This is a genomic window from Chryseobacterium gallinarum (assembly GCF_001021975.1).
GTDB classification, from domain to species: domain Bacteria; phylum Bacteroidota; class Bacteroidia; order Flavobacteriales; family Weeksellaceae; genus Chryseobacterium; species Chryseobacterium gallinarum.
This window is the reverse complement of record NZ_CP009928.1, coordinates 3,875,190-3,897,816: the sequence shown is the minus strand read 5'-3', so window position 1 is coordinate 3,897,816 and position 22,627 is coordinate 3,875,190. Positions and strand designations below refer to the sequence as shown.

Sequence of the window (22,627 nt, the reverse complement as noted above, 5' to 3'; positions counted from 1 at the left end):
TTTCTCCATTTTTAGCTCTTGCATCTTTTTACTTTTTGTTTTAAATAAATTCTTTAATTAAGGCCGTAAGTTTTACGATTTCATCTTCTGTGTTGAAGCTATGAAGACATATCCTAAGTCTCTCGGTTCCTTTTTTTACTGTAGGACTATAAATGGCCGATGTTAAAAATCCATGGTCATACAGGTGGGCCTGAAGAGCTTTCAGCTGCTCATTATCTTCCATTAGAATGGCCTGAACCGGACTGATTTCTGAAGAAGGTGACCGTAAATTCTGATCTCTGAAAACCTTAATATTCTCCTGAAGTTTTTTTGAAAGCTCTTTGTTATGATCTAAAAACTCATATCCTGCTTTGATAGCCATCCATTGAAAATCCTGCGCTGAAGTAGTATAAATAAATGGAGAAGCAAAATTGATAAGGTAGGATTTCACGGTATCATTGCAAAGAATGGCTGCACCATGAGCTCCCAGGGCTTTTCCATACGTCATAACTGCTGCTAAAACCTGGTTTTGTAATTGATGCTTATCCACCAATCCATATCCCAATACTCCCAATGCATGGGCTTCGTCCACGATTAAATCAGCCTCATATTGTTCAGCAAGTGCTGCAATTTCCTGGATAGGAGCAAAATCCCCTTCCATCGAATAAAGGCTTTCAATAGCAATATAGCAATGAGAAGTCTGTTTTTTCAACAAATTTTCAAGATCCTTCAGATCATTATGTTTCCATTTTAATTTTCGGGCATTTGACAATATACATCCGTCATGTACGGAACGATGAATTTGTTCATCTACCAGAATAACATCATGTCGGTCTGGCAATGTTGAAAACAAGGCAAGATTGGCATTGTACCCTGACGGAAAAAGTAAGGCTGATGAAAACCGGTGCTTCTGAGCAATATCATTTTCTATAACAGTAACGGTATCTGTATTCCCGCTAATCAATCTTGAACCAGAACTGCCGGACAGGAAGTGAGGATGTTTCATAACTTCCTTCAAAAGAATATCCTGTAATTCTTTATTTCTTGCAAACCCCAGATAGTCATTTGAATAAAAATCCACTCCTTCGGATCGTGTTTTTAAGCTTCTGAATGTTCCCTCCTGCATTCTTTTCCCGAGGATCTCCTGAAAATTCTTAAGCATAATCCAATTGTGATACTTCTTCAGTTATGGCATCAATCCATTGATTGTATAAGGCTTTTTCTATTTTCAATATATTTTCTGCATGCTGTTGCCAGTCACCGGAAAACTCGTTCAGCTGGTTGATCATTTCCTCAAGATGACCTTCTTCTTCCAGAATAATTGATTTTACCATAATCTTTGAAGCCTCTTTGGTAAGAATATCCTGATAGACGGGATACAATTCATCAGCACGGACTTCAATAGCATAGGTTACAAACAGATACGCTGCATATTTCAGTTCTTCCTGATTCAGCTGAAAGACAGTACGGAGATACCTGCAGGCTTTAGTATCCAAAGAATGCAGATACTGCCTGGTTGCAATGGGAGCCATAAGCTCTTCACTTTTATAAGTTTTGCAGAGTTCCGGATGTATCTTGGCGATCTGTTTTTTCAGGTAATAGGCATGACGATGTTCTTCAGCAGCATGCTTCAGCTGAATCAATGTTACAGAAACCGAATGTTCGCATTTTGATATTTTTCTTGCTCCGGCATTTTCCATAAAAGATAAAGTATTCAGCCATTTGGCATGAGTACTGTTATCCTGCACAATTTTTAGCAGCAGATGATGAAATTCCATAATTTTTATTTTGATGTCAAATGTAGTATATTGCCGGATGGTTATATGGTGCCAGTTTTAATATTATGGATAGTCCGGTTAAGATTCCTTATGAAAGTTTTATCAAAATTGACAGAAAATCTGAAACATCAATTTATTTACAGATCGCCAATCAGCTGGTGAATGCCATCCAGCGAGGATACCTTCCTTTAGGAACAAAGCTTCCGGGCACAAGAACCTTTAGTGAAATACTGGATGTACACCGCAATACTGCAGTTGCCGTATATGATGAATTGTCAGCACAGGGCTGGACACAAAGTTTCCCCAATAAAGGTACTTTTGTCATCGGGAAAGATCAGGATATTCCTGTAAAAGTAAAAGATTTTGAAGAGAATAATCTTCAGCAATATCCTAAAATTACCGGTTTTTCTTTTAAAACATCAAATATTCTGGATAACCCTTTTGAACATTCAGACTGTGAATATGTATTTAATGACGGGATTCCGGATATCAGGTTGACACAGATCGACCAGCATTCGAGATTTTACAGTTCAATTCTCAAACGGAAATCCAATCAAAAAGCATTGGGACATTATAATCATGACGGAAGTGAGTTTTTTAAGGAACATCTGTCCCGTTATCTGAATCTTTCCCGCGGGCTTCCTATATCCAAAAACAATCTTCTGATTACCCGGAGTACGGAAATGAGTATTTATATTGTTTCCGAAATACTTCTTTCTCCGGGAGATATTGTTCTGGTGGGAGCTTTAAGCTATTTTTCAGTCAATATGATCTTCATGAAAGCCGGGGTCCGTATGATGCCTATCTCCATTGATAAAGATGGAATTATCGTAGAAAGTGTAAGAGAAGCCTGCCAGAAGCACAGAATAAGAATGCTGTACCTGACTCCGCACCATCATTATCCCACCACCGTAGCATTAAGTGCCCAGAGAAGGTTTGAGCTCCTGGAATTAGCCAATGAGTACGGGTTCGTTATTCTTGAAGATGACTATGACTATGAATTCCATTATGATAAAAGCCCTATTCTTCCCCTGGCCAGTGCTGATACTAACGGAATGGTAATCTATATCGGCTCTTTCGGAAAATCGCTTGCTCCAGGATTCAGGACAGGCTTTATTGTAGCTCCGGAGAATATTATGGCGGAAATGCGGAAATACCTTGGGATTATTGACCGGCAAGGAGATATCCTGATGGAAAGGGCATTGGGGGAAATGATTGAAGAAGGAGAAATTAACCGTTACCTGAAAAAGTCTCTAAAAGTGTACCGGGAAAGGCGTGATTATCTGGCTTTATTACTTCATGAAACGCTAAGTGACCTTATTACTTTTGAAAAACCTTCAGGAGGACTCGCAATCTGGATGGAATGGAACGTTCCTGTAAATCTGATGCAGCTTAGCAGAAATTGTTCCCGGGATAATCTTTTTATTCCTAAAACCCTTCTCTACCAAAACAAAGGACTTACCGCCATGAGAATAGGATTTGGTGATCTCGACTTCCGAGAGATGGAGAAAAGTATTGATATTTTTTCGAAAAATTTAAAATTGTTGATCTAACTCATCATTTTGGGGATTTTTTCAGCAATAAATTGAACTATTTTTTTCCTTTTTTCATAGCTACTCGTATTATTTTTTTGTTAATTTTATCTTTATAGCCGGCTTTTTATGTCTCATTTTGAGACTGAAAAGAAATGAGCGGTACTCCACTTTTTTAAAAACAGGAGATTCTTTTTTAGCTTCTTTTTCTGACCGCACTCACTTTGTTTTGAAATATGTGACAAATATCATTTTGATTTTTTGAACAATATTATTTTATATTTACTTCATTATTTTTAATTGTTCTAAATAAATGAAACGAGAATATGTACTTTCAGTCTTTCTATTGGCTGCCTTGTCTGCACATACTTCTGCTCAAAACAAGCAGGACAGTATTACTACAAAAGATATCAATGAAGTTGTTCTTGTATCTTCCCGTTCTCCCAAACAGATCAGTGAAATTCCTGGTACAGTCTGGGTTATCGGGGAAAAAGAACTTCAGAGCCAAATAAGAGGTGGCACCGGATTGAAAGAAGTATTAGGGAATATGATTCCGGGTTTTGATTTCGGAAATCAGGGAAGAACCAATTATGCCCAGAATATGAGGGGAAGAAATGTTCTGGTAATGCTCAACGGGGTCTCATTAAACAGTACAAGGGCTGCAAGCAGACAATTTGATGCCATTGATCCTTTTAACATTGAAAGAATTGAAGTTTTATCCGGAGCATCTGCCATTTACGGAGGAGATGCAACAGGAGGTATTATTAATATCATCACCAAAAAACCAGCATCCAAGACCCTGGCTTTCGAAACTTCTGCAGGCCTTAAAACAGGATTTCACAAAGACGACCTGGATAAAAGGATCGCCCAATCTGTGGAAGGGGGAAATGACGTGGTAAAGTTCAGGCTCGGAGCTGCATTCACCCAAAATGAAGGGGCTTTTGATGCCAATGGAGACCAGATTATTACCGATGTGAAGCAGGCCGATTTTCAATATAACCGTTCTATTGACATCTTAGGAGGACTCAGCGCAAGGCTCAGTCCTGATCAGGATATCAGTCTGGATCTTCAATACTATAATTCAAAGGTCAGAAACAAAAAATGGCTTTCCTTCGGACAAAATTTTGCAGGATTTACCACAAAGAATCCTGATCTAATCAATGTAGCAGGAAGAGCTGAATCGGATGTGGTACCCCGGACAGAGCGCTTTATGGCCAACCTGCAATACAACCTCAGAAATATTTTAGGAGGACATCATTTGCTTCTTCAGGCCTATGGAAGAAGAGAAGAGGCAGATTTCGGTGCTTCTTTTGCAGAAATCCCCAAACCTCCGGCAGGAGTGATTCTCCCTGTTTTTCTATCCTCAGGGAGAGGAAATACAGATGTATATGGAGCGAAAGCCGTACTATCCAAAAAGTGGAATGCTTTTAATTTTACCTACGGAACAGACATTGATTATGAGAAATTCAACGGAGATCAGGCGATCTTCAATCCTAAAATAAGCAGCGAATCCGGAGGCCTGATCAATAAAGCGGACGCTTTTGTAGGAAGATACCCCGATACAAAAATATTTACACTGGCAGGCTTTATCCAGGCAGACTGGAACATTACGAAAGAACTCATCCTTTCCGGCGGCATCAGACAACAGTTCATCAATGTAAAACTGGAAGATTTTGTAGGATTTAAAGAACAGGTTTATATGCATTTCGGCTATGGTAACTCAGCCGATGTGGTAAAAGGAGGGAAAAATAATTATGAGGTGACATTGCTTAACGGAAGTTTATTGTACAAAATAACTCCATCATGGCAGACATGGTTCAGTTTTTCCCAGGGGTTTGCGGTACCTGATGCAGCAAAATCCTATGGTTTCGGAAAATATGAACTGGTGAACAACCATTGGAACCTCCTGAACAGTATAAACATTGCCGAGCAGCCTCTAAGTGGTATTAAAACGGATCAGATCGAATTGGGCTTCAGACATAACAGGACTTCAGAAAGCGGTTGGTATGCCCAGGGATCATTTTTCTACGCACTTTCCAGCAAGACTTTGAAAATCGACAATGCTGCTTTTACCGTTTCCCTGCTCGATCAGAAACTTAGAAATTATGGTTTTGAAGGAGCTTTAGGCTACCGGTTTATTGAAGGTCTGGAGTTAGGAGGAAATATTTTGCTCATGGCATCCGAAACTCAAACCGTAGATAAGGGGTGGCAAAATCAGTCGGTTTATACTACCAATCCGTCAAAATTTATGATTTTTACAGGCTGGAATGCTAAAAAGTTCTCATTGAGATTACAGATGCAGAATTCTATGAACTATACGGATCTGGCTGATATGAAAATTAACGGATACACCTTATTCGATTTTGTAGGTGACATCAAGCTGAATAAAGGGACCCTTAATTTCGGAATCCAGAATATTTTTAATAAGCAATATACTTCCATTTGGGGGCAACGTTCCGTTTTTTTCTACGGAGCTCCTCAAAAAGCATTTGCTTATCAGGGCCGGGGAACTACATTTTCCGTCGGCTACACGATAACCTATTAACAGGTGTGAATTCAATTTAATTACCCTAAAATTAACGGGTATTTACCAGAAACTATTATTCATCTCTTCATTAAAGCGATAATATAAGAGAGTAAAAAGAACACAAATTCAATATATTATGAATACGGTCATTACCAGGCAGATTGCTTCGGAAAAGGATAGTCTTTTCCCAAATCTGGAACATTTATTCTGTGATATCAATATTCACGAATACCAAAATGCAATGTACAGGACACAACAAAGTGTTATTGCATTTTTGGAGAATAGTCGCCAGCCTTTCAGTGGAGTTTCACCTGAAGAGCTGAGAAAACAGTTTGAATCTGTTGATCTCAATGCTCCTCCCGTAAGTTACGAAGCGCTTTTCGAAGAAGTAAACAACCTTTATACCAAGCATGCCATAGCTTTCCATCATCCCAAATATGTTGCTCATCTCAACTGTCCGGTGGTTATTCCTGCCGTTGCAGCAGAAGCGATGATCAGCTCTGTTAATTCTTCCCTGGATACATGGGATCAGAGTGCCGGGGGAACGCTGATGGAACAAAAACTCATTGAATGGACCTGTAAAGAAATAGGTTTCGGTGAATCATCGGATGGAATTTTTACCAGTGGCGGCTCCCAAAGTAACCTGATGGGAATGCTTTTGGCGAGGGATCATTTTTCGATGACCTTTCTGAATCATAACATCAAGAAGGACGGCCTGCCTGAAGAAGCTCACCGTTTCAGAATATTTGTTTCCGAAGCGGCCCATTTCAGCATTCAGAAAAGTGCATCTATTTTAGGACTTGGAGAGCAGGCAATTGTTAAGATCAGAACAGACCGTTCTTTCAGAATGAACAGTATATTGCTGGAAGATGCTGTCAAAAGGGAAATTGAGAACGGAAATATTCCTATTGCTGTTGTAGCGACCGCAGGAACTACTGATTTTGGAAATATTGATCCATTGATTAATATTTCGGGAATTGCAAAAAAATACAGCTTATGGTTCCATGTGGATGCAGCCTATGGATGTGCCCTGCTTTTAACAAAAAAATATCGCCATCTAATCAATGGTATTGAGGATGCAGATTCTGTGACGGTAGACTATCACAAAGCTTTCTTCCAGCCCGTAAGCAGCAGCGGATTTATGGTTAAGGATAAAAATTATTTCAGGCTGATCACCCATTATGCCGATTATTTAAATCCCAAAGATCATGATGAAGATGAAATTCCCAACCAGGTCAATAAATCAATACAGACAACCAGGCGCTTTGATGCCCTGAAGCTTTGGTTTACCCTCAGGATCATCGGAAAGGAAGGATTAGGAAATTACATTGACAGAATTATCCGGGTCTCCGCTGAAGCTGCAGAAGTTCTGGAACAGGATCCGCATTTCGAATTATTAAACCATTCGGATATTTCAGCATTAGTATTCCGGTATTCGGCAGATCCTTTTAAAACATTTGACCTGAACAGGATCAATACTTATATCAAATCACAGCTTTATAAACAAGGGAATGCCCTTACAGCAGGAACCAAAGTAAACGGACAGTTTTATCTGAAGTTTACCATCCTGAATCCTTTAACCACCATTGAAGACATTAAATCTATACTTATCATCATTAAAAAATACGGAAATGAATACATTGCAATCAACTAATATCCCTGACTATGCAGAAAGGATAAACTATACTGCCCTTATCAACTGCTATATGAAAGAATTTACCAATTGGAGCCGCTATCTTGGTATCCCCAAATACGACCAGGGAATAGCCGCCTATCTCCAAAAAACACCCACTGATCTTCATATCAGAATAGATTTTTCCTCCATAGGATGTGATGTGTATGTTCCTGTGACTTACTTTTCTGAAAGTGGAAGACATCTTTTTGATTTTCCTGTATTAATGAGGGTTCTGGCTACAGATGAAGTTTCAGAACTGGATGTTTACGGCTTCATGGCCTTAACTGCTGAATATGCAAAAGGAATTTATCCTGGCATTGAGGTTTCAACCATATTGGAAAGGCTTAACAACAGCATTGAAAACCTTTCAGAATACCTGTACCACTCCATTCATAGTAAAAAGCCGGTTAATGATCTTGAAATGTCTTTCATTGAAGCGGAACAATCTCTTATTTTGGGGCATATCCTTCATCCCGTACCGAAATCCAAGCAAGGATTTACGGGTGAAGATTTATTAAAATATTCTCCGGAAACCTCCGGAAGATTTCAGCTATTTTATTTCCTGGTACATCCTGAAAACATGATCGAAAAAAATGCGGACGGAGAATGGGTAAGTAAAGAGTTGGCGGAAAAAGTCTATCCACTTCTGAACCCTGAGCATAAAAAACTTTGGGATCAGCATCCGGAGTACCATATCCTTCCAATGCACCCATGGGAGGCAGATTATCTGTTGGCACAGGAAAACGTGCAGATTATACAGGAGCAGGGACTCCTTTTTGCACTAGGCCATTATGGAGACTTCTTCACTCCTACTTCTTCAGTAAGAACAGTTTACAATGAGGATTATAAATGGATGTTTAAATTTTCGTTGCATGTAAAGATTACCAATTCAGAAAGAATTAATCTGTACCCGGAACTTCACCGTGGTCATGACATCAGCATGCTGTTGAAAACCGAATGGGGGAAAAATCTTCAGAGAGATTTTCCTGAAATAGATTTTATGGTAGATCCTGCTTTTATGGCCGTTACATTCAACGGGAAAATAATTAACGGATTCAACATCAGTATCAGAAGAAATCTTTTCCAGGGAGAAAATAAGAATAAAAACGTAACCCTTCTGGCAGCTTTATGTCAGGATGGAATTCTTGGGAAACCTTCCAGACTTCAGAATATTATAACCAATACAGCGGAAAAGCTAAATCAGCCAATAGAAAAAATTGCATTGGAATGGTTCAGGCAATATCTGCATCTCTGTGTAAGACCCATTGTCAGAATTCTGAATACCTATGGGCTTGCCTGTGAATTCCATCAGCAAAATGTTATGGTAGAGCTGGATAAAAAAGGTTTCCCGGCCAAGATTTACTTCAGGGATAATCAGGGATTCTTTTTCAGGGAAGGGAGAAAAGAAATGGTTTCTCAGGCTCTTCCGGGAATTGCAGATGAGAGTCAGTCTATTATAGATGAGGAATCCTTAGCTCCAAAATACACGTATTATCTGGTAACCAACAACATTCTCGGAGTTGTTAATGCTTTAGGATGCAACAGGTTAGCGGATGAAAACAAGCTGATCAACCTTATTTACAAAGCATTTAAAGAACTTGAAAATGAAGATGAAACCGGCTTGGTAAACTATATCATCAATACAAGAAACTGGTATACAAAAGGAAATCTGATCACCAGTTTACAAAATATTAATGAAGCCGATGAATCAATGGAATATCCTGCCGTTTTCCTGGATACACCCAATCCTCTTAACAAGTACTTTTACAGCCACAGGCTTATAAAGCCTCAAACTACAGGAACAGTATATTCCCGTCGTTTTGAGGAAGAAAACATAGACATAAGTATAAGACCTTTCGACTTTGACCGGGATTTTGAAATGGTTCACGAATGGTTCAACAGGGAACATGCCAAACCTTTCTGGAAAATGGATGGACCTAAACGTGACCTTGAGCTTTGGTTCAGAACTATCCTTCCAAGTGATGAGCAGCACAGCTTTATAGGAGAAGTGAATGGAGTGGCACAATTCAGCTTTGAACCGTACTGGCCAATGAGGGATATTGTTGGTGCTTATTACGACTCACTTCCTACGGACTATGGAACTCATTTTTTTGTAGCAGAAACACGCAAGGATAAGAAGTTTTCTTTCCAGTCTTTCCAGGTTGCCTTGGATTATATATTTTCCCTTCCGGAAGTTGGGAAATGTATTGGAGAAGCATCAATAGAGGCTGTTCCTACCGACAGGCTGATTACCCGGTTAGGATATACAAGAGAAGGAGTGATCACAATGCCTCATAAAACAGCTTACCTTACTTTCTGTACCCGTGAGAATTATTGGGAGAAATGTCCGGAAAGCAGGCTGGAGACGAATAATGCTTAAAACTATACTAAACGGAATAAATAATCAGAACTTCGGCTCCGGTTGCTTGACAACAGATATCCATGCAATAGTCTGAAACGGAGTTGAAGTCTTTCTCAATGAAACATTTAAAATATAATACATTGGAAAATAATAAAATATATGATATTATCGGGATCGGGATTGGTCCTTTTAATTTAGGACTGGCCGCGCTTCTTGAACCGGTGGAAGGTATTTCGGCACTATTTCTTGACCAGGCGGAAGGATTCGACTGGCATCCGGGACTGATGCTGGATAATGCAACACTGCAGGTTCCGTTTATGGCAGACCTGGTAACGATGGCAGACCCCAAAAGCCAATACAGTTTCCTTAATTTTCTAAAAGAAACAGATCGTTTGTATAAGTTTTACATCAGAGAAAACTTCTACATTTTAAGAAAAGAATACAACCTTTATTGCCAATGGGTAGCAAGGAAGTTGCAAAATTGCCAGTTCGGAAAAAAAGTTGAGAATATTATTTTTAACGGACCTGAACAGCTATTTACTATTGATGTCCTGGATCTGAAAAATAATGATGTCAAAAAATATTACGCAAAAAAAATAGTACTGGGAACCGGAACACAACCGAATCTTCCTGCATTTATGGAGGATAAAAATTTTCCCAATGTCATTCATACCTCAGAGTATCTGAAACATAAAGAAAGCATCCTGGATGCGGGTTCTGTTTCCATTATCGGATCGGGGCAAAGTGCAGCAGAAATTTTCCGGGATCTTCTTCCTGAAACTGATAATGGGCTTTTTATGAGCTGGTTTACCAGACCGGACCGGTTTTTCCCGATGGAATATTCAAAACTGACGCTGGAACTGACTTCACCGGAATATGTGGATCATTTCTACAATATGCCTCCATCCCAGCGCAAAGCAGTTCTGGCAAAGCAACCCCCGCTTTATAAGGGAATCAATTTTGATCTGATCAATGATATTTTCGATACTTTATATGAAATGAGTGTAGGAAATGCTCCTTTGAATGTTGCCTTAAAACCCAGCTGCCAGCTAGACAGTATTTCCCCTGAAGGAAATTCATATGCGCTGAATTTCACTCATGTTCAGGAACACATTACATTTACTCACATTTCGGATTATATTGTTCTGGCCACAGGTTATAAGTATAAAGAACCTAAGTTCCTGAAGGGAATTGAGGAACTTATTCAAAGAACGGAAGAAGGTCTCTTTGAAGTAAGCCGTTACTATACAATTGACCAGGCTGGGAATATTTTTGTGCAGAACGCAGAGCTTCATACCCACGGTTTTGTTACACCTGACCTTGGGATGGGCGCCTACCGGAATGCTTTGATTATTAATACTATTGCTGGAAAAGAGGTTTACAAGGTAGAAAAAAGAATCGCTTTCCAGGAGTTTAATACCCGGAAAGCATGGACCGCAAAACATTCATCTTAGAAGGTGATATGAAAACGGTTATGTGGGAAACCTCATGGCCTGCCGTTGCCGCTATTGTCCTGTATGGAATCAATAATTTTCTGGATGCTATTTTTGTAGGTTATCTTATCAATACCCAGGCTTTGGCTGCAGTAGGAATGGCTTATCCCCTGTCCCAGATTGTGCTGGGATTTGGGAGATGGGCCGGAACGGGAGCCGGAGCAGCCGTAAGCATATGGATCGGAGAGAATAATAAAGACCGGTTGTACCGTTTATTCGGAAGTTTCAATTTCCTGTGTATCTTTTTTTCCGTCTTATGCGCTGTTCCTGCTTATATGTTTGCTCATGAGCTTATGGCAATGATGGGTGCGAGGGGAAATCTTCAGATGATTGCCGTAGAATACTTTCGTGTCACCCTTATCGGAACTGTTTTCTGGATCTATGGACTGGCATTGAATATGCTGATCAGGGCCGAAGGAAAGATGAAAACTGCAGCAGCCATGATCACTGCAGGTCTTGTTATTGATATCATTCTTAAACCTGTTTTTATATCAGGATTCGGATGGGGTGTTGCAGGTGCCGCATGGGCTACCAATTGTGGAATGCTTATATATTCCCTCTTAGGTTTTTATTATTATGCCAGAGGTAAAAGCTCTTTTTCTACGCAATGGAAATCATTTTCCTACGATAAAGTAATCGGGAAAAGGATTTTAAAACTGGGGCTTCCTGAAATGATACTTTCTATAATGAGTGTCATTCAGAGTATTATTATTTTCAATGCGATTGCTGCCTATGGAACGGAGAAAGATATTTCCTTCTTCACGGTACTGAACAGGTTTTTTCTTTTCCTCCTTACTCCTTTATTTGGACTAATGAGGGGCTTGCAGCCAGTAGTGGGAATCAATTTCGGAGCAGGACAGTTTCATCGGGCAGGAAAATTTCTCAGGACCTATATTATGGCGGGAGTGGCAATACTGGCTCCATTTTTCCTGGTTGCCTTGCTTTTCCCTGAAAAGCTGATCGCCCTGATGCTTCCGGGATATTCTGCGGAGCAGCATCAGATTCTCGACTTCAGGCTATTTTTTTCTGTTTTGCCTTTATTGCCGGTAACGGTATTAGCACTCTCCTATTATCCGGCGGTCAACCAGAGTAAAAAAGCGAGCTTTCTGGTTTTCCTTCGTCAGATTATTCTTTATATCCCACTGATGTTGATTTTGCCTCATTATTTTGGAGTAAAGAGTATTTATTGGGGAAGTGCCATGATAGAGCTTGTAGTGGGAATTGTTACACTGTTTTTACTTAAGAATTATAAGATGAGGGGGAATGAAGTTAGAATTAATTAGATTTATATTTTTGTTAAACAGCCCGGCAGATTGGCCAGGCTGTTTTTTGGTATGCCGCTGTTATTTTTTAAAAAATCTTTCAAACAAAGCAAGCTGTTCAGATAATGACCTGCTCCAGTATTCAGGGACATGGCCACCCAGAGATTCTATATATAAATGCTGAATTCTGGCTTCTGTAAGCTTTTTATGGAAGTTCCGGTTCATAGTGATCATCTGGCTGTCATCTGTACCACAATCAAAAATGTATTGCTGATCAGCACCGGCCATTAATTTTATTTTGCTGTCTGTAAGGAAATTGGGATTTAAAAACTCTAACGGTCCCAATACCCTGTTCACCATATATTTCTGATATCCTTCCTTAAGAGAATTAAAATCAAGAGCACCGCATGAGCTTCCGACAATTCCAAATGTTTTGTTGTAAGTAACCCCGATATTGGTAGCTCCGTACCCTCCCATACTCCATCCCAGAATTCCCCTGGACTTTTTTTCGGCCTTTACGGGATAATTTTTATCAATAAAATCTACCAGCTCCTTCCCGATAAAAGTCTGATATTGTGAATCCCTCATAATAGGACTGTCTACATACCATGAACTGTAATCTCCATCCGGCAGTACATAAATGGTTTTATATTCCTGTGCTTTCTGTACCAGATCAGGAATATCCTCTTTGATAATTCTATCCGGATTACCGCTGAAACCATGAAGAATATATACTGATGGATACGTGGTATCAGGCAGAAGATTGGGAGTAATAATGATTGTTTTGATCTTTTTATTCATTTTAGGACTGAAAACTTCCTGATGAATAATTTTCTGGGCTGAAACCTGTACAAAAGCTGTCAGGATAAGTACAATGCTGATAAACTTTTTCATGCTGTATTAATCAAGTATTTTCTTCATCATCAGATCCGTCTGTTCTTCATCTCCAAGCCTGAAAATATGCTTGTCAAACTCTACAAAACCATTTTTCCTGTAGAATTGTAAAGCCCGCAGGATTTCTTCCCAAACTCCCAGCCATACATAAGATTTTTGTAAAGCTTTTGCAGTATCCACAGCCTGGTCATATAAAAGTTGTCCCACTTTTTTCCCATGATGGCTTTTCTTTACATAGATCCTTTCAATTTCAAGACTGTTGTTATCCTGCAACTCTGTTTGTGCATTTCCTGAATTTACCTTAAGATATCCTACAGGATCATCTTCTTCCCAGGCAATATAGAAAATCGAATCAGAGTTATTCAGCTCCGACTTTATTTTTTCAGTATTGAAGCTTTCTTCCAGATACTTTTCCATTGCTTCTTCAGAATTATCTTCAGAAAAGGTTTCAGTAAAAGTAAGAATGCCCAGTTCCTGTATGATCTCCCAATCTTCCGGGGATGCTTTGTTGATAATAATTGATGTCATTTTTTTATGAAAATAAAATGGTTTTAAATGCTTCAGAAGCCAAATGTACCTGAACGCTCCAGTCATCTGCGGCATCATTTCCTGCATCGTCGGAGATATATTTCAGGCACAGAAACGGAATATTTTCTTTCCGGGCAATAAGTGCTAAAGGGTATGCTTCCATATCTACGATATTGTAATCCGTTTCGGAATGATTCATTTCAAAACTGTCCCCACTTCCACAAATCCCTTCTTTCAGCTTGTCCATTTTGAGGCCATATTCCAGAACAGGCGGAATTCCGGATAAGGGCGTTTCATACATTTTAAATCCCAGCCCTCTGACATCCATATCCCTCTGAATGAATTTTGTGCAGCATACAACTTCTCCTTTACGAAACTCTTTACTGCCTGCCGAACCTAAATTGATAATTAACTTAGGCTTCCTCTGATGAATTTCTTTGGTTAATTCTATCGCAGCATTTACTTTTCCGATACCTGTTATCAATTTATTTTTCCCGTCAAATACAGTTCCTGCCTCCGAATCCAAGGCAAATACAAAAAGAGTATCTGAAACCGGGAACTGAAGTTCTTCATTAATCTTTATCATTGAAAAATTAGATTTATATAGCTTGTTTAGTGTATAACAAAGATATAACAGTTTCCTGTAATATTTTGCCCTATACTGAAAATACTCCTGTTGTCAAAAAAAATAAAAACCCCAAATAATCAAGATATTCGGGGTTTTATATTAAATGCTGCAGCCGTCAGCGTCGCATGAGGCACCACTGCCACCGGACAAATCTTTAAAAGGATTTACAGTTTCTTTATAGGTCTGTTCGAGAGCCTCTTTAAATACTTCTACCGGTTGTGCCCCCGAAACCGCATATTTCCCGTTCAATACAAAAAAAGGCACTCCGGAAATACCGTTATTCCTGGCTTCCTGAATATCCTGATGCACTTCATAATCTAATTCCTCTGAAGAAACTACCTTTCGGGCTTCCTCTTTGTCAATTCCAAGATTTTCAGCAAGAGCAACCAGGACATCCGTATCTCCCACGTTTTTACCATCGATGAAATGAGCAATAAACAATGCTTCTTCCATTTCATTCGATAAATTGTACTTTTTAGCCAGATGAAGCAGTCTGTGAGCGCTGAACGTATTCGTGATTAATGCTTTCTCAAAATTAAAATCAATTCCCGCTCCTTTCCCCATTTGAGTCACCTGACTGATCATCTGACTGGCCTGAGCTTCGGGAAATCCTTTTTTTTCTTTAAAGTATTGAATCGTGTTTTGCGTTTCTTCAGGATCTAAACCTGGGTCCAGCTGAAAACTCTTCCACTCTACTTCCACAGCTTCTTTGAAAGGAAGCTGCTGTAAGGCCTGTTCAAAATTATTTTTTCCTATATAACAAAACGGACACATGATGTCCGACCAGATTTCTATTTTCATAATTGAATATTGTATTAACGAATTTACCCTGCAAATTTAGTGCATTTTATTTAATGTAACAAGTTTTATTACAATTAAGTGTCTCACCTATTTTACTTCGTTTTGTTATGATTATTTACCTATTTATATGCAAAAATCAAGGCCATTATGCTTTGTTTACCTTGTTACAGAACACGATGTGTGCAATAAGCCCCAATACCCCGAAAGTTGCCCCTACAAAACATACTCCTGGCCATTGTGCCTTTTGCCATGCAATAGAAGCCAGCCAGGTCCCCAGTGAACCTCCAATAAAATAAGAAACCATATACACCGTATTCAACCTGTTGACAGCATTGGATTTAATCAGGAAATAATTGGTTTGATTCATAATATGGCTTGACTGTACCCCGAGATCCACAAGGATAACTCCTACAATAAGTCCCCAATAGGTTTCTCCTGCAAAATAAGTAAAGCCCCAGCTCCCTATCACAATCAATAAAGAATACAAGATAATCCTGTTAAGGTCTAAGTATTTCTGAAGTGCACCCACTTTTGCCGCTGCCAATGCCCCCACAGCTCCTGCCAGTCCAAAACTTCCGACTACGGAAGATCCTGCGTTAAACGGTGGCTTCTCCATATGAAATACCAATGTCGTAAATAAAGCACACATGGATCCGAAAGCCATAGCCCCACGGAAAGATGCCAGTTGAAGAATAGGCTGAGTCCTGGCAAGATGAATCACAGATTGCATTAATTCTCTGTAGGTTCCTTTGAAATTAGGGTGCAGCTCTGGTAGCATTTTATACACTGCCAGCCATACCAGGACCATGAGTCCTGCGGCAATACCAAACATAGCTCTCCATCCCCAGATTTCCCCTACTATCCCTCCTATGAAACGGGAAAGAAGAATCCCTAACAACAGTCCGGACATCACCAATCCGATATTGGAGGATTTCTCCTTATCTGTTGATAATTCGGCAGCAATGGGAACGAAGAGCTGTGGAATAACAGAAGTAGCTCCAATCAACAAGCTGGCAGCATACAGCATCCATAACTGATCGGCAAAAGTCATCCATAGCAGGGAACCGAAGACAAGAAACAGGTCTATCAGAATTAATTTCTTACGGAAAAATTTATCCCCGAGCGGTACAATCAGCAATAATCCCAGCGCGTACCCAATCTGCGTAAGTACGGAAATCCGGCTTGCCGCACTTTCAGAAACCTTAAGATCTTCGGAAATAAGAGCCAGTAAAGGCTGGTTGTAATAATTGTTTGCGACTACAAGTCCTGAAATAATGGCCATCAACCAGATTACAGTCCGGGAAATACCGTTGGAAGAATTCACCTGCATGTTACATTTAAAATTTTATTGGATAAAAAGTATTTTGAATAGTTGATATCAATAAATCTTCTATTCAAAATCTACTGATTTTAAGGAATCAAAGGTAATCATTTTAACAAAAAATAACCGGCTGTAACACAAAATTAATGTCGGGCAACAAAATATCTTTTTCTTTACTACACCTCAATCAAGTATTTTTCAAATTGTTATTTCATTTTCTTTACATTTGTAATAACACAGTTTTTTATGAATGAAATGGATTCTAAAGAACAGATTCTCAAAAGATCTGTTGAAGCAAAAGAAATTTACCTCCCTCATATTTCTGCAGATCCGGTCGTTTTTGGCTTTGATCAGAACGAACTGAAAGTGCTGCTGGCAAAAATGCATTACAGAAAACAATGGATGCTTCCGGGCGGCTATGTAAGAAAAGATGAAGACCTGGATGAAGCCGTTATCAGAATATTAAAATCCAGAACGGGAGTAACTAATGTTTTTCTTGAAGAATTTGGAATATTCGGAAAGAAAAACAGAAGTGAATATTACTTCGAAGATTTTGATGATACCTTGTTTCAGAAACAAAGATTTATTTCTGTGGGCTACTATGCCCTGTACAATTCCTCCGAAATCTATCCTGTTGCAGATGAAATCAGCGAAACCTGCGAATGGATTTATTTAAAACAGCTTCCGGAGATTGAGCTTGCCATGGATCACAGGGAAATAATCGAAAAGGCTTTGCTTACTTTACGTGAAAAGATTTCGTATAAACCCATTGGCTACAATCTTCTGCCCGAGAAGTTTACCTTTCCTGAACTGCAAAAATTATATGAAGCCATACTAGGTAAAAAACTCAATCGTGGAAACTTTTATAAAAAGATCAAAAATTCAGGAGTCCTGAGAAAACTTGATGAACAAAGACGGGGCGGTGCTCATAAGTCCCCTGATCTCTACTCTTTTGATCAGATCAATTATACCAGAGCCCTGGAAGATGGCCTGAATAGCTGGTAAACCTTTTGTCTGATTGTTTTTGTTGATCATTTATATTGATGAAAAATGGGTTGATTTTTAGAAATATTAAAGAAATTTGCAGCATGAAAATCATTCCACTCAAAGAAGGCAATTTCTCAACAAGCAAAACCAAAGATTTTACTCTTTTAACTGAAGAAAACTTTGAAACTGTTACAGGAATTAAAATGGCTGTACAGCCCTTCCTTATCATCACCAGAAACGATTATATTCTTTTGGACGCAGGCATTGGCTGGAAAAATAATGATGGAACTTCAGTGATCTCCGGAATTCTTGAAAAGGAAAAAATAAATCCGGACCGGATTACGAAGATCCTGTTCTCTCATCTGCATAAAGACCATATTGAAGGAGCCGTAAAAATTACGACTGATGGCTTTGAAGCTGCCTTTCCCAATGCAAAAATGTACATACAGAGGAGAGAGCTGGACTTTGCCATGGAAAATAAAGGAAATCCTTCTTTTGATTTTGATATACTGGAAAAACTGGTTCAATTACCCAATGTTGTTTGGATGGAGAAAGATCAAGGGCAGATCACAGACGAAATATCCTATGAAGTGGCAGGAGGACATACGCCTTTCATGCAGGTTTTCTGGATCAGAGAAGACGGGGAAACCGTATTCTATGGGGCTGATGATCTTCCACAGGCCTCTTACTTAAAATACCATCTGGCGTATAAAACTGATTTTGACGGAAGAAAAGCAATGTCACTGAGGCTGCAGTGGGAAAAAGAAGCCAGGGAAAACCATTGGAAAATACTGCTTTATCATGATCTTGATAAAGCGATTATTGAATTTTAACAATAGAATTCAAATCTGGCTCATCATTCTCTGTTGAGCTCTTTCTGAAATGCCTCCACATATTTTGCGAGATGAATTCCGTCTGCCAACCCGTGGTGGGCTTCAATGGAAACCGGAAGATATTTCCTTCCATCCCGGATACTAAATTTTCCAAAGGATATTTTGGGTACGGATTCATTCGTGTTGAAATCAGTAGGATGGACAATAGCACTAAAGGAGTTCCAGGGAATTGTTGTATGCCTGATATGGTCTTTGCCCAATCTGTTGTTGCTTAACCTTAATCCCGTAGATGCGTGTACCTCCTGTATTTCTTTCTGCAAAGAAGTATTAAAAACTTCAAAGTCTGCCGAAAAATGGGTAAATGAAAAGCCAAATGTTCCATCCGGCCTTCCGATTGTACTTCCGGCATGAACGGTATCAAACTGAACTACCTGGCCATCCAGAATCCTAAGCTTTAATTCATCTACAGAATTAGCAGCCACCATGGACTTGTGAAAGTAATACGCAAAAAAGGAATATCCTTTTTCTTTGGCAATATCATAGGCCTTTGTACAATCTACTTCAGTTGTAAATCCAAAGTATGGGTTTGCCATACCGGAAAAAAATTCAAAGTGTTCTTTCCTGTTCCAGCTTTCAATGTCTACAATCTTCATTACTTCTTATTTGCTGCAAATTTCCGTAATTTTCATTAATTTCCGGTGTTCCGGTCATAGAAACTTTGTATTGACACAGTATTTTTTGTTTAAACCAGTAATAAAGCATAATTATTGCATGCATTTACCGGAGATTTCATCTGTAAATGTTTCGGTCTGTTTTACGGCTTATTTTTAACTATAAATCGTTCATCATGAATACACAAAACCTCAAAGGAAATAATTGGTCCGCAAGAAAAGTAGAGTTTGCATATATCGTAAGTGTCAGAAATAAATCCAAAATCGTTGAGACATTAACGGATTTTATTAAAAATCAACACATTACAGCAGGTGAAGTAACAGGAATTGGTGCCGTAAGTGAAGCAACCTTAAGGTTTTTTAATCCTTCTACAAAAAATTATGTAGACAAAACTTTCAAAGAGCAAATGGAAGTGACCAATATTTCCGGAAATGTTTCTGAAATAGAAGGCAATCCACTGCTTCACTTGCATATTACCCTGGGACGAGAAGATTACACTGCCCTCGCAGGTCACCTTTTAGACGCTACAGTCCGGGGAGCAGCTGAATTTATTTTTTACCCGTTAAATACAAGAGTTATAAAAGTGAAAGATGAAGAAACCGGGATCAACCTCTATGATTTTGAAAAGTAATTCAGAAAAGTTCTTTATTTATAACGAATTGATCATCGCCGACTTTGTCTAAAATTTAAAAAAAATCAACAGTTTATCGTAATTTGGTGAAGTTTTTGAAGGCTAATTAAAACAAATCACACCATTGAAACTAATCACACTTACTAATAAAGGTATTTATTGTCCCCAAGGAAAATTCTATATAGACCCGTGGAGGCCTGTCGATATGGCAGTCATTACCCATGGCCACGCAGATCATGCCCGGTGGGGAATGAAAAAATACCTCTGCCACCATTTTACCAAGCCTATTCTGCATCAGAGAATTGGAACAGACATCCAATGCCAGAGTGTGGAATATGGTGAAATAATAATGGTAAACGGTGTTCAGCTTTCTCTTCATCCGGCGGGCCACATTATTGGTTCAGCACAAATAAGGCTTGAATATAAAGGATATATTACTGTGATTTCCGGAGACTATAAAGTTCAGCATGATGGATTGAGCACTCCTTTTGAACTGGTAAAATGCAATGAATTTGTTACGGAGAGTACTTTTGCTCTGCCTATCTATAACTGGCTGGAAGTTGAAGATCTCAACAAAAAACTCCAAAACTGGGTACTGAAAAACCGCGAGAACAATAAAACATCTGTGTTTATCGGCTATTCACTGGGAAAAGCCCAACGGATTATGAAAGCTGTAGAAGGATTGGGAAAAATATATGTTCATCAATCCATCGGAAAGCTCAATGAAGCTTTTGAAACAGTGGGCATTGATCTCCCGGATTATACCGTCGCTGACTTTAAAGAACGTCCAAAGGAAATGGAACATGAAATTGTAATAGTTCCTCCTGCTTTGCTGGACAGTAATACTATCAAAAAAATTCCGGATCATGCAACGGCAATATGTTCCGGCTGGATGCAGGTACGGGGTGCCCGGAGATGGCGGAGTGCAGATGCCGGTTTTGCTATGAGTGATCATGCAGATTGGAAAGGGCTCCTGGAGACTGTAAAAGCAACAGAAGCTGAAATAGTACATGTTACTCATGGTCAGACTGAAATATTTTCAAAATACCTGAACGAAATCGGAGTGAATGCAGATGTAGTAGAAACGCTATTTGGTGAGGATGAAGAAGAATCAGAAAAAGAAATCATTGAAAACCCTGAATCATGAAACATTTTGCAGAGCTTATCAATGCCCTGGAGACTACCAATAGAACGAACGCCAAAATTGAGGCTATTATTGATTATCTGGAACGAGCTCCGGATGAAGATAAAGTCTGGTTTATCGCTCTTTTTACAGGAAAAAGACCTAAGAGGAATGTAGGTACCAACTCTATGAAAGAATGGGCACTTGAAATCACAAAACTCCCGTTCTGGCTGTTTCAGGAAAGTTATTCTTCTGTAGGAGATCTTGGAGAGACCTTGTCACTCATCCTCCCTCCACCACAGGAAAAAATTGAATATACCCTTGCACAATGGATGAATGCTATTGTTGATTTAAAAAATAAAGCTGAAATTCAGAAAAAAGAGTTTGTATTGAAATCGTGGAACGGTTTGGATTATACAGAGCGTTTGATCTTTAATAAACTTATAGGCGGCAGCTTTCGTATCGGGGTATCAGCAAAGACATTAATCAATGCCCTTACAAAATTTTCAGGACAGGAATCCAGCACCCTGATGCACAGCCTGATGGGAAAATGGCAACCCGGTGAAGTGTCTTTTAATGATCTCATTTCAGCAGAAAATATCAATCCGGATAATTCTAAGCCCTATCCTTTCTGCCTGGCATACCCGTTGGAAAAAGAGCTTAAAGACCTTGGTGAGCCTGATGAATGGCAAGCCGAATATAAGTGGGACGGGATACGTGGGCAGATTATCAGGAGGAATGATGAAGTCTTTATCTGGTCACGGGGTGAAGAACTGGTAACGGAACAATTCCCTGAAATTAAAGAGGCTGTAAGTGCAATGAAAAGCGATTTTGTTTTAGATGGAGAAATACTTGCAGTAAGAGACAATATCATATTGAATTTTAGTGATTTACAAAAAAGATTAAACAGGAAAACTTTAAGTAAGAAAATGCTTGCTGAAATTCCGGCTGAGGTATTTGTTTATGATCTTCTGGAACTTGAAGGACATGACCTGAGGGAGAAACCGGTTTCTGCAAGAAGAGCGATGCTTGAAGAGCTGCTATTAAATGAAGCTCCTAAAAATATAAAACTTTCCCGGAATATTAATTTTGAAAAGTGGGATGATCTTCATCAGATCAGGGAAAGCTCTAGGGAAATCAATAGTGAAGGACTCATGCTGAAACAAAAAAATTCCCCGTACCATTCCGGCAGGAAAAAGGGTGACTGGTGGAAATGGAAAGTCAATCCGTTTACCATTGATGCTGTTTTAATCTATGCCCAGAAAGGAAGCGGCAGACGAAGTGCCTACTATACGGATTATACTTTTGCAGTCAAAAACGGAGATGCTCTGGTGACTATTGCAAAAGCCTATTCCGGACTGACAGATAAAGAAATTATGGAAGTGAGCCGGTTTGTTACTAAAAATGCACTGGAAAAGTTTGGCCCTGTACGAACCGTAAAAGCAGAACTTGTTTTTGAAATTGCTTTTGAAGGAATCGCTTTAAGCAACCGTCATAAAAGTGGTGTGGCCCTGCGGTTTCCCAGGATTGTCCGCTGGCGGAAAGACAAAACAGTTAATGATATTGACAACCTTGAAGAAATCAAAAAATTAATCTCATAA

General features: G+C 39.2%; 19 protein-coding genes. 11 read left to right on the top strand and 8 right to left on the bottom strand.

The features are described 5' to 3' along the window. Window positions 1-40: 40 nt before the first annotated feature. Together OK18_RS17275 and OK18_RS17270 are read right to left on the bottom strand one after the other, a co-directional pair. The gene (locus OK18_RS17275; RefSeq protein WP_053328817.1) at window positions 41-1,141 is read right to left on the bottom strand and encodes an aminotransferase class I/II-fold pyridoxal phosphate-dependent enzyme; all 1,101 of its coding nucleotides are present in this window, start codon (window positions 1,139-1,141) and stop codon (window positions 41-43) included. Then, complete coding sequence (locus tag OK18_RS17270; RefSeq protein ID WP_053328816.1) at window positions 1,134-1,757, bottom strand: hypothetical protein; 624 nt, start codon at window positions 1,755-1,757, stop codon at window positions 1,134-1,136. Before OK18_RS17270 ends, OK18_RS17275 begins: the two co-directional genes overlap by 8 nt. Before the next feature lie 65 nt (window positions 1,758-1,822). Between OK18_RS17270 and OK18_RS17265 the strand changes: the two genes are divergently transcribed. From OK18_RS17265 to OK18_RS17240, 6 genes are all read left to right on the top strand, one after another. Beyond that, complete coding sequence (locus OK18_RS17265; protein ID WP_053328815.1) at window positions 1,823-3,310, top strand: aminotransferase-like domain-containing protein; 1,488 nt, start codon at window positions 1,823-1,825, stop codon at window positions 3,308-3,310. A gap of 292 nt (window positions 3,311-3,602) precedes the next feature. After that, window positions 3,603-5,834, top strand: coding sequence for a TonB-dependent receptor (locus OK18_RS17260; RefSeq protein WP_053328814.1), 2,232 nt, complete (start codon window positions 3,603-3,605; stop codon window positions 5,832-5,834). A gap of 118 nt (window positions 5,835-5,952) precedes the next feature. Then, window positions 5,953-7,470: a pyridoxal phosphate-dependent decarboxylase family protein gene (locus OK18_RS17255; RefSeq protein ID WP_053328813.1), complete on the top strand. Its 1,518-nt coding sequence runs from the start codon at window positions 5,953-5,955 to the stop codon at window positions 7,468-7,470. Next, window positions 7,448-9,871: a GNAT family N-acetyltransferase gene (locus OK18_RS17250; protein WP_053328812.1), complete on the top strand. Its 2,424-nt coding sequence runs from the start codon at window positions 7,448-7,450 to the stop codon at window positions 9,869-9,871. Before OK18_RS17255 ends, OK18_RS17250 begins: the two co-directional genes overlap by 23 nt. 98 nt (window positions 9,872-9,969) lie before the next feature. Continuing rightward, window positions 9,970-11,307: a lysine N(6)-hydroxylase/L-ornithine N(5)-oxygenase family protein gene (locus tag OK18_RS17245; RefSeq protein WP_050021052.1), complete on the top strand. Its 1,338-nt coding sequence runs from the start codon at window positions 9,970-9,972 to the stop codon at window positions 11,305-11,307. Then, window positions 11,283-12,629, top strand: a complete 1,347-nt coding sequence (locus tag OK18_RS17240) for an MATE family efflux transporter (RefSeq protein WP_053328811.1) — start codon at window positions 11,283-11,285, stop codon at window positions 12,627-12,629. Before OK18_RS17245 ends, OK18_RS17240 begins: the two co-directional genes overlap by 25 nt. Before the next feature lie 60 nt (window positions 12,630-12,689). On the opposite strand, the gene OK18_RS17235 is transcribed toward OK18_RS17240, so the two are convergent. From OK18_RS17235 to OK18_RS17215, 5 genes are all read right to left on the bottom strand, one after another. Next, window positions 12,690-13,502, bottom strand: a complete 813-nt coding sequence (locus OK18_RS17235) for an alpha/beta hydrolase (RefSeq protein WP_053328810.1) — start codon at window positions 13,500-13,502, stop codon at window positions 12,690-12,692. 6 nt (window positions 13,503-13,508) lie between these two features. After that, complete coding sequence (locus OK18_RS17230; protein ID WP_053328809.1) at window positions 13,509-14,030, bottom strand: GNAT family N-acetyltransferase; 522 nt, start codon at window positions 14,028-14,030, stop codon at window positions 13,509-13,511. 4 nt (window positions 14,031-14,034) lie between these two features. Beyond that, complete coding sequence (locus tag OK18_RS17225; RefSeq protein ID WP_050021056.1) at window positions 14,035-14,616, bottom strand: 5'-methylthioadenosine/S-adenosylhomocysteine nucleosidase family protein; 582 nt, start codon at window positions 14,614-14,616, stop codon at window positions 14,035-14,037. Window positions 14,617-14,757: 141 nt separating this feature from the next. Then, the gene (locus tag OK18_RS17220) at window positions 14,758-15,459 is read right to left on the bottom strand and encodes a DsbA family oxidoreductase (protein ID WP_053328808.1); all 702 of its coding nucleotides are present in this window, start codon (window positions 15,457-15,459) and stop codon (window positions 14,758-14,760) included. Window positions 15,460-15,604: 145 nt separating this feature from the next. Then, on the bottom strand, window positions 15,605-16,789 hold the full coding sequence (locus OK18_RS17215; protein ID WP_053328807.1) for an MFS transporter: 1,185 nt from the start codon (window positions 16,787-16,789) through the stop codon (window positions 15,605-15,607). Between the two features lie 237 nt (window positions 16,790-17,026). On the opposite strand from OK18_RS17215, the gene OK18_RS17210 reads away from it, so the two are divergent. Continuing rightward, window positions 17,027-17,785 carry an NUDIX hydrolase gene (locus OK18_RS17210; protein ID WP_316932798.1) on the top strand — a complete coding sequence of 253 codons (759 nt, stop codon included), beginning with the start codon at window positions 17,027-17,029 and terminating at the stop codon, window positions 17,783-17,785. An 83-nt stretch (window positions 17,786-17,868) separates the two neighbouring features. Beyond that, a complete protein-coding gene (locus OK18_RS17205) occupies window positions 17,869-18,600 on the top strand; it encodes an MBL fold metallo-hydrolase (protein ID WP_050021059.1) in 732 nt (243 codons plus the stop codon). A 23-nt stretch (window positions 18,601-18,623) separates the two neighbouring features. Here the strand turns inward: OK18_RS17205 and OK18_RS17200 are convergent, their stop codons facing one another. Then, complete coding sequence (locus OK18_RS17200) at window positions 18,624-19,253, bottom strand: chloramphenicol acetyltransferase (protein ID WP_050021060.1); 630 nt, start codon at window positions 19,251-19,253, stop codon at window positions 18,624-18,626. Window positions 19,254-19,447: 194 nt separating this feature from the next. Between OK18_RS17200 and OK18_RS17195 the strand changes: the two genes are divergently transcribed. The 3 genes from OK18_RS17195 (at window position 19,448) to OK18_RS17185 (ending at window position 22,627) form a co-directional block, all read left to right on the top strand. Next, window positions 19,448-19,903 (top strand): PPC domain-containing DNA-binding protein, encoded by a 456-nt coding sequence (locus tag OK18_RS17195; RefSeq protein WP_050021061.1) that lies wholly within the window; start codon window positions 19,448-19,450, stop codon window positions 19,901-19,903. Window positions 19,904-20,027: 124 nt separating this feature from the next. Further along, on the top strand, window positions 20,028-21,050 hold the full coding sequence (locus OK18_RS17190; RefSeq protein WP_053328806.1) for a ligase-associated DNA damage response exonuclease: 1,023 nt from the start codon (window positions 20,028-20,030) through the stop codon (window positions 21,048-21,050). Further along, window positions 21,047-22,627, top strand: coding sequence for an ATP-dependent DNA ligase (locus tag OK18_RS17185; RefSeq protein WP_053328805.1), 1,581 nt, complete (start codon window positions 21,047-21,049; stop codon window positions 22,625-22,627). Before OK18_RS17190 ends, OK18_RS17185 begins: the two co-directional genes overlap by 4 nt.